The following is a 15,478-nucleotide window of genomic DNA, read 5'->3' as shown; positions in this document are numbered from 1 at the left end:
CAGTTTCTTTTCGTTGTATTGGGCTCAAGCGCGAGGCGCGAGCTCAAGAGAGCCTGAATGATTGCATATGGCCACCGCGCAAGTTCACGGTCAGCGCCCCCAGCAGCAGCCCCCGCCACTTGCAGGCAGCCTCCCACCCGATCCCGCCCCATCCATAGTGATCCCACCCGGCCGGAGACAATCACCGCCGCCATGTCCTCCGCCCCCCCGCCATCCACTCTCACCCCCCGCCTCTGGCCCCCCGACGAAGCCACACTCCGCACCCTGTTCGAGCGCGGGCGGCTCAAGCGCGGCGCCGAGCTGACGCACCAGCTGAGCGATATCCGGCAGGACGCCCATGGCGCCAGCGCGCGCTTCCCCGGCCCGCGCGGCCAGGTCTATGAGCTGGCGCTGCAGGGCGTGGCCGGCCGCGATGGCCGGCCGCACTACAGCGCGCTGTGCAGCTGCCGCACGGCGCGTTTTTGCGAGCATGCGGCGGCGCTGATGGTGAAACTGCAGACCGAGGCCGATGCGCCGCTGCGCGCGCAGCTCTTGCACACCTGGGTCGAGGCGCTGCGCCGCAAGGCCGGCCGTGCCGAGCTGCAGCAGCTGCCGCGCCTGCCCGAGGCCGATGCGGCGAAGCTGATGGATCTGCTGCTGGGCGATGCATTGCCGCCGCCGCCCGCGCCCTTGCCGCAAGCCGAGGCGCCTGAACCCGCCGGTGAGTCCGCCCGGTTCCGCCCGCGCCTGACCCTGAAGACCCTGGGCCGTGGCGACGGTCTGCTGGGTCTGAGCCCCAGCGGCGGAAAACTGGGCCCGCGCGGCAATGTGGTCACGGTCGCCCAGGTCGACTGGACCTACCGGCTGGCCGATGGCCTGCTCTGGACCACGCCGGCGCCGCGCTCGCTGCTGAACAGCCGGCCGGGCGCGACGCAGCAGGTGGGCGATGGCCGGACGCTGGCCCGCGATCTCGGCGCCGAGGCCGAGGCGCGCGACCAGCTCTGGGCCCTGGGCCTGCTGCCGCTGGACCCGGCCGCGCTGCAGTGGCGCAACCCGGCGGCCGTAGCCGGGCATGAGAACCTCTGGACCCTGCTGCAGGAAGAGTTCTTCGGCGAGTTCTGGACCGAGCGGGTGCCCGAGCTGCAGAAGCTGGGCTGGGCGGTCGAGGCACGGCCCGGCTTCGCGCACCGCGCGGTGGCCGGCGAGGCCTGGCGCATCCGCATAGCCCCGCTCAGCCTGCCGGCCCGCGAGGGCGCCTGGCTGCTGAGCCTGGGCGTCGAGATCGAGGGCGAGAGCCTGGACCTGGCGCCGATGATTGCCGACCTCTTGCGCCGCGACGCGCGCTGGTTCGACGCCGAGCAGATCGCGGCCATCGACGACCTGTCCATCATCCTGCTGCACGCGCCGGGCGGGCGCCGCATCGAGGCACCGGCCTCCATCCTGAAGCCCATCCTCGGCGCGATGGTGGACCTGCTGGCCGACCCCAAGCGCGCCGAGGGTCCGCTGCAGCTCAGCGACTGGGACGCCGGCCGGCTGGAGCTGCTGGACCAGGGCCGCGCCGGCTGGCAGATCCAGGGCGACGCCGGGCTGCGCCAGATGGCCAACAAGCTGCGCGCGGCCGGCTCGCCGCGGCCGGTGGCGCCGCCCGAGGGCCTGGGCCTGACGCTGCGCGGCTACCAGCTGGCCGGCCTGGCCTGGCTGCAGTACCTGCGCGAGCAAGGCCTGGCCGGCATCCTGGCCGACGATATGGGCCTGGGCAAGACGGCCCAGGCCCTGGCCCATCTGCTGCTCGAGAAACAGGCCGGCCGCATGGCCGATCGGCCGGCGCTGGCCGTGCTGCCGACCTCGCTGCTGTTCAACTGGCTGGCCGAGGCGCGGCGCATCGCGCCCCAACTGCGCGTGCTGCTGCTGCACGGGCCCGAGCGCCATGCGCACTTCCCGCGCCTGGCCGATTACGACCTGGTGCTGTCGACCTATCCGCTCTTGTGGCGCGATATCGAGGCGCTGGCGGCGCAGCCCTGGCATCTGCTGATCCTCGACGAGGCGCAGACGGTCAAGAACGCCGGCAGCCGGGCGGCCAAGGCGGTGCGGCGCCTGCGCGCGCGGCACCGGCTGGCGCTGACCGGCACGCCGCTGGAAAACCATCTGGGCGAGCTGTGGGCGCAGTTCGACTTTTTGATGCCGGGTTTTCTGGGCGACGAGCGCAGCTTCTTCAGGCTCTGGCGCAAGCCCATCGAGGTCAATGGCGAGAGCCTGCGGGCCCAGCTGCTGAGCGCGCGCGTGCGGCCCTTCATCCTGCGCCGGCGCAAGGAGGAGGTGGCCACCGAGCTGCCGCCGCTGACCGAGGTGACGCGGCGGGTGCGGCTCTACGGCCAGCAGCGTGATCTGTATGAGAGCGTGCGGGTGGCGGCCGATACCCAGGTGCGGCGCGTGCTGCAGCGGCGCGGCTTCGGCGCGTCACAGATCACCGTGCTGGACGCCTTGCTGAAGCTGCGCCAGGTCTGCTGCGACCCGCTGCTGCTGAAGGATGTGGAGTTGAAGCCGGACACCGAGCGCGCCAAGCTGGAGCTGCTGGCCGAGATGCTGCCGGAGCTGCTGGCCGAGGGGCGGCGGGTGCTGGTGTTCTCGCAGTTCGCCGAGATGCTGGGGCTGATCGCCGCGCAGCTGCGGCAGCAGGAACTGGACTTCCTGGTGCTGACCGGCGCGACGCCGGTGGCGCAGCGCGGCGAGATCGTGCGGCGCTTCCAGGCCGAGGCCTGCCCCTTGATGCTGATCAGCCTGAAGGCCGGCGGCGTGGGGCTGAACCTGACGGCGGCCGACACGGTGATCCATGTCGACCCCTGGTGGAACCCGGCCGTCGAGGCCCAGGCCAGCGCGCGGGCGCACCGCATCGGCCAGGACAAGCCGGTGTTTGTCTACAAACTGGTGGTGGAAGGCAGCATCGAGGAGCGGATGCTGGAGCTGCAGGCCCGCAAACTGGCGCTGGCCGAGGGCGTGCTGGGCAGTGACGGGGCCGATGCGGCCAAGTTCACCGAGCAGGATCTAGAGCGGCTGCTGGCGCCGCTGGCTTGAAAAATGCACCTTGACGGTGCATTTCCGGTTCAGCGCTTGCGGTCGAATCGCAGGGCGCGGGCCAGGCTGCGGCGATCGCTGCCCAGGCTGCCGGGCTCGAAAGCCTCGTGCTTGCGGCCTTTGTCGGTATTCAGCTCCGCCATTGCCAGGGGGCGGACTTGAGATTCGTTGCGTTGCTGTTGGTGCTGCTGACTTTTCATGGCTGATGCCTTCTTCTCCAGCCCGACTTGGTGCAATTACCTGCGGGTACGGGCACAACGCCGTCCAAACTGGGGCGGTTGACAGCGACTTGCAAGAAATCTTTGCCGCTTTCTCGCTACAGTGCAGCGCCATGCCGACCAACGCCCCTGCCGCCCTGCCGCCCCTGCCGGCCACCACCCTGGTCGCCTGCCTGTGCGCCGGCTGGTGCCGGGTCTGCGACGACTACCACGCGGTCTTTGCCGCGCTGCGCGAGCAGCACCCGGGCTACCGCTTCGTCTGGGTCGATATCGAGGACGATGCCGAGCTGGTCGGCGATCTGGAGGTCGAGACCTTCCCGACCCTGCTGGTCGGCCAGGGCCAGCAGCTGCGCTTCATCGGGCCGGTGACGCCCCAGCTGGCCACCGCCCAGCGCCTGCTGGCGGCGCTGGGCCCCGGCCCGGCCCTCGCATCCAGCCCGGCCGTCCAGGCCCTGCTGTCCCGGCTGCAACAAAGCTGTTGAGCCGCATGCGGGAGAATGGGCGACCTGCTCAACCCCATCAGCCATGACGGTTCAACTCAAAAAGTCTGCCCCCGCCAGCGCCATCGCCATCACCGTGGTCGACCGCGCGGCCTTCCAGGCCCTTGCTCCGAAACTCCCCGCGCCGACCCGCCACTGGCTGGCGACGCTGGGTTTTGTCGGCGCGCCCGACAGCCTGGCCCTGGTGCCGGGGCCGGACGGCAAGCTGGGCCGGGTGTTCGCCGGCGTGGCCCACGCCCATGCACCGTTCGCGCTGTCCGCGCTGCCGCAAGCCCTGCCGGAAGGCGTCTACGCCCTGGCCGAGGACGGCCTGGCGATGGACGCCGAGGCGGCCGCGCTGTCCTGGGAGCTGGGCGGCTATCAGTTCGACCTCTACAAGCCACGCCGCCGCCCGCCGGCGACCCTGGTGCTGAGCAACAGCCCCGAGGCCCAGCGCGGCCTGGCGCTGGCCACCACGATGGCCGCGACCCGCGACCTGGTCAACACCCCGGCCGAGCATATGGGCCCGGAGGAGCTGGCCAAGGCCGCCCAGCTGGTGGCCAAGCAGCACGGCGCCAGCTTCAAGCAGATCGTCGGCGACGCGCTCTTGAAGCAGAACTTCCCGGCCATCCATGCGGTCGGCCGCGCCAGCCACCGGGCGCCGCGCCTGATCGAGCTGAACTGGGGTTCGCCCAAGGCGCCGCTGCTGAGCATCGTCGGCAAGGGCGTCTGCTTCGACACCGGCGGCCTGAACATCAAGGGCGGCGAGGGCATGCGCCAGATGAAGAAGGACATGGGCGGCGCCGCCAATGCGCTGGGCCTGGCCAGCTTGATCATGGCCTTGAAGCTGCCGCTGCGCCTGCAGGTGCTGATCCCGGCGGTCGAAAACGCGATCTCGGGCAATGCCTACCGCCCCGGCGACATCGTGCCGACCCGCAAGGGCCTGCAGATCGAGGTCGGCAATACCGATGCCGAGGGCCGCGTGATCCTCAGCGACGCGCTGGCCTATGCCTCGGAGCACAAGCCCGAGCTGATCATCGACCTGGCGACGCTGACCGGCGCCGCCCGCGTGGCGCTGGGCGCGCAGCTGCCGGCGCTGTTCAGCAAGCATTTCGACACCGCCCGCGACCTGGTCGACCTGGGCCTGAAGCTGGACGACCCGCTGTGGCATATGCCGCTGTGGGCGCCCTACAAGGCCAGCATCGAGAGCACGATCGGCGACATCGTCAACACCGGCAAGACCCCGCTGGCCGGCGCGGTCACCGCCGCGCTGTTCCTCGAGTACTTCGTGCCCGAGAACCAGGACTGGCTGCATATCGACCTGTTCGCCTGGAACGATGTCGCCCGGGCCGGCCGGCCGATCGGCGGCGAGGCGCAGACCATACGCACGCTGCTGGCCTATCTGGAGCAGCGTTTCGCGGCTTGACGGTCGGGCGGCCGCCGACCTCGGCTTCATCGCCGCGCCGCCGGACCTGCGGGGCTGGACCCGCGGGGCGGTGGCCGTCCATTTGAGCGAGGCGCTGGCCAGCTCCAGCTTTCCGGCCAGCCTCGGCGGCATGCTGGTCCTGCGCCAGCATGGCCAGGTTTTTCAGGACGCGCAAACGCTGTTGCCGGCCGCCGCCTTGATCGGCCCCAGCGCCGAAGCCTCTCACTTCAGGCAACAGGGTCGACTGGCCGCCGTCGGCCTGCTGCTGGAACCGCAGGCGGTGATGCTGATCTCCGCCATGCCCAACCGCTACACGCGCGGCCAGGCCCTGCCGCTGCGGGATCTTCTGCCTCCCGGGTCGCTGACAGACCTCAGCGAAGAGCTGGCGCAAGCCCCATCGGACCGGCTACGTTGCGAGCTGCTGTTCCGCTGGCTGCGTCAACTCATTGCCGGCCGGAGCCGCGCCGCAGCCCGGGTGCTCGCGGCGGGCGAACTCAGCGCCCTGCTCGGCCAGGGTCTGGATGAAGCCCTGCGCGGCCTCAGGATCAGCGCCCGTCAATTGGAACGCCGCAGCCTCGAGTTGCTGGGCATGTCGCCCAAGCGTGCACAGGCCGTGCTCAGAATGCAGGCCGCACTGTCGCAGGCGCTCTGCGAGCCCGAGGCCCGCAGCGGTGCCGCGCTCGCCTTGAACCACGGTTACTACGATCAGTCGCATATGGCCCGAGACATGCGAGGGCTGGCCGGTGCGCCGATCCGCCGCCTGCTGAACCCTTCTTCGGCAGCCCAGGACAGCTACTGGTCGCTCAGGCTCGCCCCTCAGCTGGCCCGGGCTTGAGCGCGGACCGCCAGATAGAGCGGCAAGGCGAACGACAAGCCGACCCCGAAGCACAGCAAGACATAGGCCCAGGGCCTGCGCACCCGCCGCTCATGCAGCACCCAGCAGGCGAAAGCCAGGGCGGCCAGGTAGACATCCACCGTGATGGCACTCGTCACCGAGTTGGCCGAGGCCGCCGACATGAACCCGGCCGGCGCCAGGCTGCCGCCTTCAACAAGGTGACGCAGGTAGAAGGCCCAGGGCAGCAGCAGCCCGAAGACGGCCAGGATCTTCATCCCGACACGAAAGATCGGGGACGGGGCGACGGGCTTGGACAGGTCTGACATCGATGGACGGCGTAGTGGAACGACGCTGCCCACTGTGCCGGGGCGCCAGCGCTACCGCTAGGAAAAACACGACATGCGCCGGACTGCCGAGCGGCAGCCGCGCTTCACGGCCCGAGCCTGCGGCTTGGCGCCGGAAAGGCGGTGCCCCGTCGCAGCCCGCTGGCCGGGGCCGCCGCGCTGCGGCACAGTCGCGGCCATCATCGCAATCCGGCCCCAGCCACCGCCCGCCATGCTGATCAACGCCCTCGTCGCCTTTGTGCATTTCCTGGCCGTGTTCGGCATCGTCGCCGCGCTGGCCTATCAATGGCTGAGCTTCGGCCCGACGCCCAGCCTGCAGCAGGCCCGCCGCCTGGCCCAGGTCGACCGGATCTACGGCCTCAGCGCCTTGACCCTGCTGCTGGCCGGCTTCGCCCGCGCCTACCATTTCGAGAAGGGTTGGGCCTTCTACAGCGCCAACCCCTTTTTCCATCTGAAGCTGGGCCTCTTCATCGCGATCGGCCTGCTGTCCATCATTCCAACCCTCGCCTTCATCCGCTGGGGCGCCGAGCTGAAGGCCGGCCGCGCACCGCAGGTCAGCGCGGCCCAGCACCGGCGCGTGCGGCTGAGCCTGAATCTGCAGCTGGGCCTGCTGCTGCCGCTGAGCCTGTGCGCCTCGTTGATGGCCAAGGGCATGGGCTTGGGCTTCTAGCGCTCAGTCTCCGGCCCGTATCCACGCCGCCGCCCGCTCGGCAATCATCAAGGTCGGCGAGTTGGTGTTGCCGCTGGTGATGCTGGGCATCACGCTGGCATCGATGACGCGCAGCCTCGCGACCCCGCGCACCCGCAGCCGGCTGTCGACCACGGCCAGCCCATCATCGGCGCGCCCCATCTTGCAGGTGCCGACCGGGTGGAAGATCGTCGTCGCGATATCGCCGGCCAGGCGGGCCAGCTCCTCGTCGCTCTGGTACTGCGGGCCGGGCTTGTACTCCTCGGGCCTGTAAGCCGCCAACGCCGGCTGCGCGACGATGCGGCGGGTCAGCCGCAGGCTGTCGGCGGCAATGCGGCGGTCCTGCTCGGTGCTCAGATAGTTGGGCGCGATCGCCGGTGCGGCCTGCGGATCGGCCGAGCGGATCTGCACCGTGCCCCGGCTCGTCGGGTTCAGATTGCAGACGCTGGCGGTGAAGGCATTGAAGCCGTGCAGCGGCTCGCCGAAGGCATCCAGCGACAGCGGCTGGACGTGGTACTGCAGATCGGGCCAGCGCTTGTCCGGGCTGCTCCTGGCGAAGGCGCCCAGCTGCGAGGGCGCCATGCTCATCGGCCCGCTGCGCTTGAACGCATATTCGAGGCCGATCAGCGCCTTGCCGAACAGGCTCCCGGCCCGCGTGTTCAAGGTCTTGGCGCCGGCCACCTTGAAGACCGCGCGGATCTGCAGATGGTCCTGCAGATTGGCGCCAACGCCGGGCAGCTCCTGCCGGACCTCGATACCGTGCTGTTGCAAGAGCGCCGCCGGGCCGATGCCGGAGAGCTGCAGGATCTGTGGCGAGCCGATCGCGCCGGCCGCCAGCAAGACCTCGCCGCCGGGCTCCAGCGCGACGGTCTCCAGCCCCTGCGGCGTCATCACCACGGCGCCGCTGCACTGCAGCGCGCCGTCGACGCCGCGGTCCAGCGTCAGCCGCTGCACCTGCGAGCCGGTCCACAGCTCGAAGTTGGGCCGGCCGTAGCAGGTCGGGCGCAGAAAGGCCTTGGCGGTGTTCCAGCGCCAGCCGGCGCGCTGGTTGACCTCGAAATAGCCGACGCCCTCGTTGTTACCGCTGTTGAAATCCTCGGTGGCCGGGATGCCGGCCTGGGTCGCGGCCTGGGCAAAGGCATCGAGGATGTCCCAGCGCAGCCGCTGACGCTCGACCCGCCACTCGCCGCCATGGCCGTGCAGGGCCTTGAACGCTGCGCTGCCCTGGCCGCCGTCGAGCCGCCAGTGGTTCTCATGCTGCTTGAAGAAGGGCATGCTCTGGTCCCAGCGCCAGGCGGGGTCGGACGTTGCCTGGGCCCAGCCGTCGTAGTCGCGGGCCTGGCCGCGCATATAGATCATGCCGTTGATGCTGGAGCAGCCGCCCAGCACCTTGCCGCGCGGGTAGCGCAGCGCGCGGCCGTTCAGGCCGGCGTCGGGCTCGGTCTGGTACAGCCAGTCGGTGCGCGGATTGCCGATGCAGTAGAGATAGCCGACCGGGATGTGGATCCAGTGGTAGTCGTCCTTGCCGCCGGCCTCCAGCAGCAGCACGCGCTTGGAAGCATCGGCGCTGAGCCGGTTGGCCAGCAGGCAGCCGGCCGTGCCGGCGCCGATGATGATGTAGTCGAAAGTCAGAGCCATGCCGCGATGCTGGCGCAGTCGGCAGCGCGCGGCAATGGCGTTCCTACCGACTCGAGGCCGCGGCCGTTGCAGACGCGCCCAAGGCATACCAATCGAGGCGCCGTGTCAGCACCATGACAGCGGCCAGCACGATAAAGAGCAGCAGCGCACCGACGATCAGCGAGGCCTGTTCCAGGCTCAGCAGCACATAGAGCGCCGCATACAGCCCGGCGACCCCGGCGCCGAAGCCCAGGCCGCGCTGCCAGGTCCCCAGCATCGCCGCGCCGTAATAGCCCAGCAGCCCCACCGCCGCGCCGGCCGCCAGCAGATAGGACAGCCCGAAGCCGAGGTGCTCGGACAGGCTCAGCAGCAGCAGGAAGAACAAGCTCAGTGCCAGGCCCACCAACAGGTACTGCACCGGGTGCACCCGCCGGCCCGACATCAGCTCGACCAGGCCGACGCAGACAAAGGTCAAGAGGATGAACATCAGCCCGTACTTGATCGCCCGGTCGCTCATCACATAAGGATTGACCGGATCGACCATCGCGAACTCCAGCGTGTCGACCTCCTGATTGCCGCTGCCGCCCAGGCCGCCGACGACCTTGTGCTGCAGCACATCGGCCGGCGCCGTGCTGGCCAGCTCGGAGACCTGCCACTGCGCGCTGAAACCGGCCTCGCCGATCTCGCGCGAGCTGGGCAGGAAGCGCCCGCCGAAGCTGGGGTGCGGCCAGTCGGAGCGCAGATTCAGGCTGGTCGCGGCGGCGGCGGGCACCAGGGCAAAGCGCTGGGTGCCGGCCAGCTCCAGGCTCAGCTGCAAGCTCAGCGGCGCGTCCAGCGCCAGGGTTTCGGGCAGCGGCGCATGCAGACCCCGCACATAGGCCGGGTGGCCGGTGCCGGGCTTGACGGCCAGGGCCTGCTCGCCGAGCTTGAGCGTGGCCGCACGCAGGCCGCGCGCATCGCTGCTGGCCAGCATGGCCTGCACCGGTCCGCATTGCACCCGACCACCGGGCTGCTGGGCACGCGGCGGCTCCAGCGCCTGCAGCGAGGCCCATTGGGCATCGAACTGCAGGCGGCCGGCGTAGCCATTGACCTTGAAGATGCCGCGGTAGCGCGCCTCCTGGTTCAGCGCGCCGCCGACCTGCAGGCGCTCGGGCACGGCACTGATGACGAAATCGCGCTTCGCGGTGCTGCGGCGGCGCTCCTGGTTCTCGTCCACCACCAGGGTCTCCCATTCCTCGCTGCACTGGCGCAGCAGCAAAGGCCCCAGCAGGGTCTGCGCACCGGCCTGGGCCTGCTCGACGCTGGCCACCGCCTCCTGCTGCCGAGCCTGGCGCTCGTCGACCAGCCAGCCGATGCGCAAGAGCACCACGCTCAGCAGCAGGCTGACGCCTGCCAGGATGAGCAGTTTCCAAACCACGGCGCGCGATCCCATACGGACTCCTCTGTGTTGTGATGCAGGCAGTCTCGCGAACGCCGGTGTGGCGATGAGGAAGTTTGTGAAGCGGCGGTGAAGTCAGGCCAGCGGCAGGCTTAGGCGCACCCGCAGGCCGGGCTCGGCCGGCTCGAATTCGAGGCTGCCGCCGTGCAGGGCCGCGACCTGGCGCACGATCGCCAGGCCCAGGCCCGAACCCTTGCGCAGGCTGCCGGGCCGGGCGGTCGAGAAGAAGCGCTGGCCCAGCTGAGGCCAGGCGGCCGGCGGCACGCCGGGGCCCTGGTCGCGCAGCGCGAACACGGCCCGGCCATCGACGGCCCGCAGGCTCAGTTCCAGCAGCGAGCCGGCCGGCGCGAAGTCCAGCGCATTGCTGAACAGATTGCTCAGCGCCAGCGCCAGCAGCTCGCGGTCGGCCATCACCTCCAGCGTCGCGCGCTCCTGCCACAGCAGGGTCAGGTCTTGCTGCTGAAGGCGATCCCGCAGCGGGGCCAGCACGGCATCGACCAGCGCGTCGACGCGCAGCCGCTGCGGATGCGCCGGGCCCTGCTGCATCTCCAGCTTGGAAAGCTCCAGCAGGCGCTCGACCAGCTCGCCCATGCGCTCGCTCTGCGCCACCACCTGGCCGGCAAAGCGCTGGCGGTCGGCCGGGGCCAGCTCGTCCTGCAGCAGCTCGCCGGCACCGCGCATCGCGGCCAGCGGGCTTTTCAGCTCATGGGTCAGCGCACGCACCGTGTGCTCGATGTGCTCGCGCCCGTCGAGCCGCTCGCGCATCGCCGCCATCGCCCGCGCCAGCTCGCCCAGCTCGCCGGGCACGGCCGGCGGCGGCTGCTGCGGCTGGCCGGCCTGCACCTGGCGCGCATAGTCGCGCAGCCGCCGCACATGCCAGACCAGCCACAGGGTCACGGCCACGCCCAGCGCCATCGAGAGGCCCAGCAGCGCCAGCCCGGCGATCAGGATGCGGCGCTCGGCCCGGTCGATGAAGCGCTGCACCGTGGCCAGCGGCTTGGCCACCGTGACCACGCCGATGACCGCGCCCTCGCGGCGCACCGGCGCGGCCACATACATCACCGAGCTGCGGTCGTCGCCCTCGGTGAGCCGGGTCGAGCGCGCACCATAGTCGCCGCGCAGCGTGCGCGCCACATCGCGCCAGCCCGAGTAGTCCTCGCCGACGGCCGGACGCGGGCCCGAGTCGAGCAAGACCCGACCCTGGGCATCGGTGACATAGATGCGGAAGTCCAGGCTCTGCTTGCGCAGGCCCCAGATATGGGCGTCGACCGGCCGCTGCGCATAGTCCTGCACGCGCTGCGCGAAGCGGCTGCCGGCCAGGTCGGCGCCTGCCGGCAGGGCCACGATATCGTCCTGCGCCAGCTCGGCCAGCAGATTGGCCGTGTCCACCATGATGTCTTCCATCACCTCGCGCACGCTGGGCTTCACCTCGGCCAGCACGAGGCGCAGCACGACAAAGGCCGACAGGCCGGCGATCAGGAAGAAGCCGAAGAGCAGACGCAGGCCGAGGCGCATGTCTGCCCAGCTATTCGAGGGAATAGCCGAGGCCGCGATGCGTGCGTATCGGGTCCAGCTCGGGCGCCACCGCGCGCAGCTTGGCGCGCAGGGTCTTGATATGGGTGTCGACCGTGCGGTCGCCGCTGTCGGCCTCATGGCCCCAGACGGCATCGAGCAGGGTCTCGCGGCTGTGGATGCGCTGCGGCGCGGCCAGCAGCCGGCTCAACAGGCCCAGCTCGCGGCGCGTCAGGTCCAGCAGCTGGCCGCGAAAGCGGATGCGCGAGCCCCCCGCCTCGATCACGAAACCCTGCGGCGCCGGCGCCGCCACCGGGGCCTGCGCGCGGCGCAGCAGCGCCCGCACCCGCGCCACCAGCTCGCGCGGGCTGAAGGGCTTGGCCAGATAGTCGTCGGCGCCGAGCTCCAGGCCCAGCACCCGGTCCAGCTCCTCGCTGCGGGCGCTGAGCATCAAGAGCGGCAGCCGGCTGCCGGCGGCGCGCAGCTCGCGGCACAGGTCCAGGCCATTGCCGTCGGGCAGGCCCACATCGAAGATCGCCAGCGCGGGCTCATGCTGCGCCAGCCGCGCACGGGCCTCGTGCAGCCAGCTGCAATGGGCGAGCGCAAAACCCTCGCGCTGCAGCGCAAACACCACCGTCTGCGCGATCGCCGGATCGTCCTCCAGCAGCAGGATCTCATCGGCCCGACCCCGCATCAGCGCGCCAGATGCGAAGCCAGGATCGGGAACAGCTTGGTCAAGCCATCGGCCAGCAGCTCCACCGCCAGCGCGGCCAGGATCAGGCCCATCAGCCGGGTCATGATGTTGATGCCGGTCTGGCCCAGCACCCGCGCGATGCGGCCCGAGGCGGTGAACACCGCAAAGGTCACCAGGCCGACCACGACGCCGTAGCCGACCAGCACGCCCAGCTCCCACCAGTGGCGGGTCTTCTCGGCATAGATGACCATGGTCGAGATCGTCGCCGGGCCGGTCAGCAGCGGGATGGTCAGCGGCACGACCGCGATGCTGGCGCCGGCATCGGCCTTGTTGGCGCCCTCGGCAACATCCTCCTTGCGGGTCTCGGCCGGCTGGGCGTTCAGCATCTGGATCGAGCTGATCAGGAGCAGGGTGCCGCCGCCGACCTGGAAGCTGGCCAGCGAGATGCCGAAGAACTCGATGATCTTCAGGCCGGCCAGCGCGCTGATGCCTATCACCAGAAAGGCCGTGAAGGCGCTGACCCGTATCGTGCGCTGGCGTTGCTGGCGCGTGAAGCTCTGCGTGAAATGGATGAAGAAGGGCACGACGCCAATCGGATTGACGATGGCCAGCAGTGCGATCAGGGGTTTGTACAGATCCATCGCGGCATTGTCAGCGCTGAGCCAGGCCGCGCAAATAGGCCAGACCCTGGGCCGCCCGGGGGCCGTACCAGCTCAGCAGCTCGCCGTCGACCAGCTGCACCTGGGCCTGCGGACACAGGGCCTGGGCCAGGGCCAGATGGGTCTCGTCGAAGCGATAGGGCTCGGAGCTCAGCAGCACGCGGTCGATCTGGCCCAGCCAGGGCTCGTTGCCGACCAGCACCGGATAGCGCGCGGCACCGGTCTCGCCGCCCTCGACCGCCGGCCAGCTCTGCCAGCCGACCTGGGCCAGCATGCGGGCGATATAGGTATCGCGCGCCACCGTCATCCAGGGCTCGCGCCAGATCAGATACAGCACCCGCTGGGCCGGCCAGGCCTGCGCCGCGCAGCCCGCCAGCTCGGCGTGCAAGGCCTGGGCCAGCGCCTCGGCGCGCTCGCGCACGCCGGGTACCGAGCCGAAGCAGCCGACCATCTGATCCAGCAGCGCCAGATTGTCGGCCGGGCCCTGCGGATGGGTGATGACGATCTCGGGCACGAACTCGCGCAGCGCCTGCACCGTGTCGAGCCGGTTCTCGTCCCTGTTGACCAGCACATGGGTCGGTGCGAGCCGGCGCAGCTTGGCCAGATTGACATCCTTGGTGCCACCGACCTTGGGCACGGCCGCCATCACCTCGGCCGGGTGGATGCAGAAACCGGTGCGCGCCACCATCCAGGGCGCCAGGCCCAGGGCCGCCAGCAGCTCGCTCAGGCTGGGCACCAGGCTGGCGATACGCACGGGCCTGCTCACAGGCCCTCGTCCGGCACTTCGCGCAGCGCCAGATAGACCGCGCAGCAGCCGCGCAGATAGATCAGGGCGGGCAGCACCAGGGCCAGTGCGAACACCACGCCGCCGCCGACCAGGGCCGCCATGCCCTGCGGGCTGCCGGCCACTGGCGCGCCGGCCGCGCCCAGGCTGCGCAGGCCGTAGCCGAACAGCCCGGCCATCAGCTGCTGCGGCGGCAGGCTGATATCGGCGCCCCAGATCGCCAGCAGGGACATGGCCCGCGCCCCGCTGATCACGACAAAGCTGACCGCCGCGCTGACCACGGCGGTCAGCAGCAGCACCGCCGCCATCAGCACCGCGGCATCGAGCAGGCCGCCGCGCAGCTGGCGCGCCAGCAGGCGCAGCGTCGGCCGCACCGTCTGGCCGGCCCAGACCGAGGGCCCCGTCAGCGGCCCCACCAGCACCAGCACGGCAAACGAACTCAAGCCCAGCAGCAGCACGCCCAGCGGCACCGTCAGCGCGAACAGCGGCGCCCCCAGCCAGGGCAGGCGGGCCGCCCACAGCAGGCCCAGCAGGGCCGCGAGCACCAGGCCCAGCCCACCCAGCACCACGGCCAGGCTCAGCAGCACCCGATGCGCCACCAGGAGCGCATCGCGCAAGGCGTCCTGCACATCGCGCACCGGCCGGCCCAGCGCCTGGTCCATCAGCAGCAGGCCGGTGGTGTTGACCCCATAAAAGGCGACCGTCAGCGCCAGCCCGGCCCAGACCACGCCCCAGGGCGTGTCGCTGCGCGCCAGCGCCGACTCGGCCATCGCCAGCAGCAGGCCGGCCACGCAGAAGGTGCTCAGCAGGGCATAGAGGGCCGGGCCGTTGCGCGCGGCGTCCAGGCTGGAGAGCACACGGTTGAGCGCCTGGAGCGAGATTTTCTGGGACATGGATGGGGGAGCTCGGTGGCCGCGATGATAGCCAGTCAACGCTGCGCCTTCATGGCGGCTGCCGGCGTGCGATCGGAACGGTTTTCCGGGTTTTCTCTCAGAAGCTGAAAAACAACACTTGACTCTTGCGCTTTGCGCCGGCCTGGACCCATCACCCATAATCGTTTACCTGTGTCTGGAAGCCGCACCTTCGCTTGAATGGTTCACGATGGAGAAGCTCCACATGGTTTTTTGGTATTGAAAGGGCTTCCCCATGGGAAACAAGCTTTACGTAGGCAACCTGGCCTATAGCGTGCGCGACGAATCGCTGCAAGAAGCATTCGGTCAATTTGGCACTGTGACCTCCGCAAAGGTCATGATGGATCGTGATACCGGTCGTTCCAAGGGCTTCGGCTTTGTGGAAATGGCATCCGACGCCGAGGCGCAATCCGCCATCAACGGCATGAACGGCCAGGCCCTCGACGGCCGCGCCATCGTCGTGAACGAGGCCCGTCCTCGTGAAGAGCGTCCGGGCGGCTTCGGCGGCGGTGGCCGTTCGGGCGGCGGCGGCTTCGGTGGCGGCGGTGGCCGTTCCGGTGGCGGCGGCTTCGGCGGCGGCGGCGGTGGTGGTGGTTACGGCGGCGGTGGCGGCGGTGGCCGTTCCGGCGGTGGCGGCTACGGCGGTGGCGGCGGTGGCCGTTCCGGCGGCGGCGGCTTCGGCGGTGGCAACCGCGGTGGCTACTGAGCTGCACTGCACGCATGAATGACAAAGGCGCCCTCGGGCGCCTTTTCTTTTGTCTGCTGCGCGTCATGGAAGGCCCCAGCCGGCCGTCATGTCCATGAGCGGGCCATATCGGCCCG

General features: G+C 70.3%; 14 protein-coding genes. 6 read left to right on the top strand and 8 right to left on the bottom strand.

What is annotated here, in order from left to right; all coding sequences use genetic code 11:
- Positions 1 to 192 precede the first annotated feature (192 nt).
- The 4 genes from ABGI63_RS04245 to ABGI63_RS04230 all read left to right on the top strand — a co-directional run bounded on the left by ABGI63_RS04245 (position 193) and on the right by ABGI63_RS04230 (position 6,009).
- Positions 193 to 3,051 carry a DEAD/DEAH box helicase gene (locus ABGI63_RS04245; RefSeq protein WP_432767372.1) on the top strand — a complete coding sequence of 953 codons (2,859 nt, stop codon included), beginning with the start codon at positions 193 to 195 and terminating at the stop codon, positions 3,049 to 3,051.
- Between the two features lie 331 nt (positions 3,052 to 3,382).
- Positions 3,383 to 3,751 carry a thioredoxin family protein gene (locus ABGI63_RS04240; RefSeq protein WP_349741205.1) on the top strand — a complete coding sequence of 123 codons (369 nt, stop codon included), beginning with the start codon at positions 3,383 to 3,385 and terminating at the stop codon, positions 3,749 to 3,751.
- 43 nt (positions 3,752 to 3,794) lie between these two features.
- Positions 3,795 to 5,174, top strand: coding sequence for a leucyl aminopeptidase family protein (locus tag ABGI63_RS04235; protein WP_349741204.1), 1,380 nt, complete (start codon positions 3,795 to 3,797; stop codon positions 5,172 to 5,174).
- An 82-nt stretch (positions 5,175 to 5,256) separates the two neighbouring features.
- Entirely contained in the window at positions 5,257 to 6,009 is a 753-nt protein-coding gene (locus tag ABGI63_RS04230) for a helix-turn-helix domain-containing protein (protein ID WP_349741203.1), read from the top strand.
- On the opposite strand, the gene ABGI63_RS04225 is transcribed toward ABGI63_RS04230, so the two are convergent.
- On the bottom strand, positions 5,991 to 6,335 hold the full coding sequence (locus ABGI63_RS04225; protein WP_349741202.1) for a DUF2834 domain-containing protein: 345 nt from the start codon (positions 6,333 to 6,335) through the stop codon (positions 5,991 to 5,993). The genes ABGI63_RS04230 and ABGI63_RS04225 overlap by 19 nt on opposite strands.
- Before the next feature lie 229 nt (positions 6,336 to 6,564).
- Here ABGI63_RS04225 and ABGI63_RS04220 point away from each other — a divergent pair, with 229 nt between their 5' ends.
- Positions 6,565 to 7,023, top strand: a complete 459-nt coding sequence (locus ABGI63_RS04220) for a DUF2214 family protein (protein ID WP_349741201.1) — start codon at positions 6,565 to 6,567, stop codon at positions 7,021 to 7,023.
- Positions 7,024 to 7,026: 3 nt separating this feature from the next.
- Here the strand turns inward: ABGI63_RS04220 and ABGI63_RS04215 are convergent, their stop codons facing one another.
- The 7 genes from ABGI63_RS04215 to ABGI63_RS04185 all read right to left on the bottom strand — a co-directional run bounded on the left by ABGI63_RS04215 (position 7,027) and on the right by ABGI63_RS04185 (position 14,638).
- Complete coding sequence (locus tag ABGI63_RS04215) at positions 7,027 to 8,679, bottom strand: GMC family oxidoreductase (RefSeq protein WP_349741200.1); 1,653 nt, start codon at positions 8,677 to 8,679, stop codon at positions 7,027 to 7,029.
- A 43-nt stretch (positions 8,680 to 8,722) separates the two neighbouring features.
- Positions 8,723 to 10,090: a cell envelope integrity protein CreD gene (gene creD, locus ABGI63_RS04210; RefSeq protein WP_349741199.1), complete on the bottom strand. Its 1,368-nt coding sequence runs from the start codon at positions 10,088 to 10,090 to the stop codon at positions 8,723 to 8,725.
- A gap of 81 nt (positions 10,091 to 10,171) precedes the next feature.
- Positions 10,172 to 11,611 carry a two-component system sensor histidine kinase CreC gene (gene creC / locus ABGI63_RS04205; protein WP_349741198.1) on the bottom strand — a complete coding sequence of 480 codons (1,440 nt, stop codon included), beginning with the start codon at positions 11,609 to 11,611 and terminating at the stop codon, positions 10,172 to 10,174.
- A 10-nt stretch (positions 11,612 to 11,621) separates the two neighbouring features.
- The gene (gene creB, locus ABGI63_RS04200) at positions 11,622 to 12,302 is read right to left on the bottom strand and encodes a two-component system response regulator CreB (RefSeq protein WP_349741197.1); all 681 of its coding nucleotides are present in this window, start codon (positions 12,300 to 12,302) and stop codon (positions 11,622 to 11,624) included.
- Positions 12,302 to 12,943, bottom strand: coding sequence for a MarC family protein (locus ABGI63_RS04195; protein WP_349741196.1), 642 nt, complete (start codon positions 12,941 to 12,943; stop codon positions 12,302 to 12,304). The genes creB and ABGI63_RS04195 overlap by 1 nt, the downstream gene beginning before the upstream one ends.
- 10 nt (positions 12,944 to 12,953) lie before the next feature.
- Positions 12,954 to 13,727 (bottom strand): helical backbone metal receptor, encoded by a 774-nt coding sequence (locus tag ABGI63_RS04190; RefSeq protein ID WP_349741195.1) that lies wholly within the window; start codon positions 13,725 to 13,727, stop codon positions 12,954 to 12,956.
- A complete protein-coding gene (locus tag ABGI63_RS04185; RefSeq protein ID WP_349741194.1) occupies positions 13,724 to 14,638 on the bottom strand; it encodes a hypothetical protein in 915 nt (304 codons plus the stop codon). Before ABGI63_RS04185 ends, ABGI63_RS04190 begins: the two co-directional genes overlap by 4 nt.
- A 253-nt stretch (positions 14,639 to 14,891) precedes the next feature.
- Here ABGI63_RS04185 and rbp point away from each other — a divergent pair, with 253 nt between their 5' ends.
- The gene (rbp, locus tag ABGI63_RS04180; RefSeq protein WP_137944938.1) at positions 14,892 to 15,362 is read left to right on the top strand and encodes an RNA-binding regulator; all 471 of its coding nucleotides are present in this window, start codon (positions 14,892 to 14,894) and stop codon (positions 15,360 to 15,362) included.
- The last annotated feature ends 116 nt before the right edge of the window (positions 15,363 to 15,478 follow it).

This window comes from Roseateles cavernae, from assembly GCF_040187885.1.
GTDB classification, from domain to species: domain Bacteria; phylum Pseudomonadota; class Gammaproteobacteria; order Burkholderiales; family Burkholderiaceae_C; genus Roseateles_E; species Roseateles_E cavernae.
This window is presented reverse-complemented; position numbering and strand designations above follow the sequence as displayed.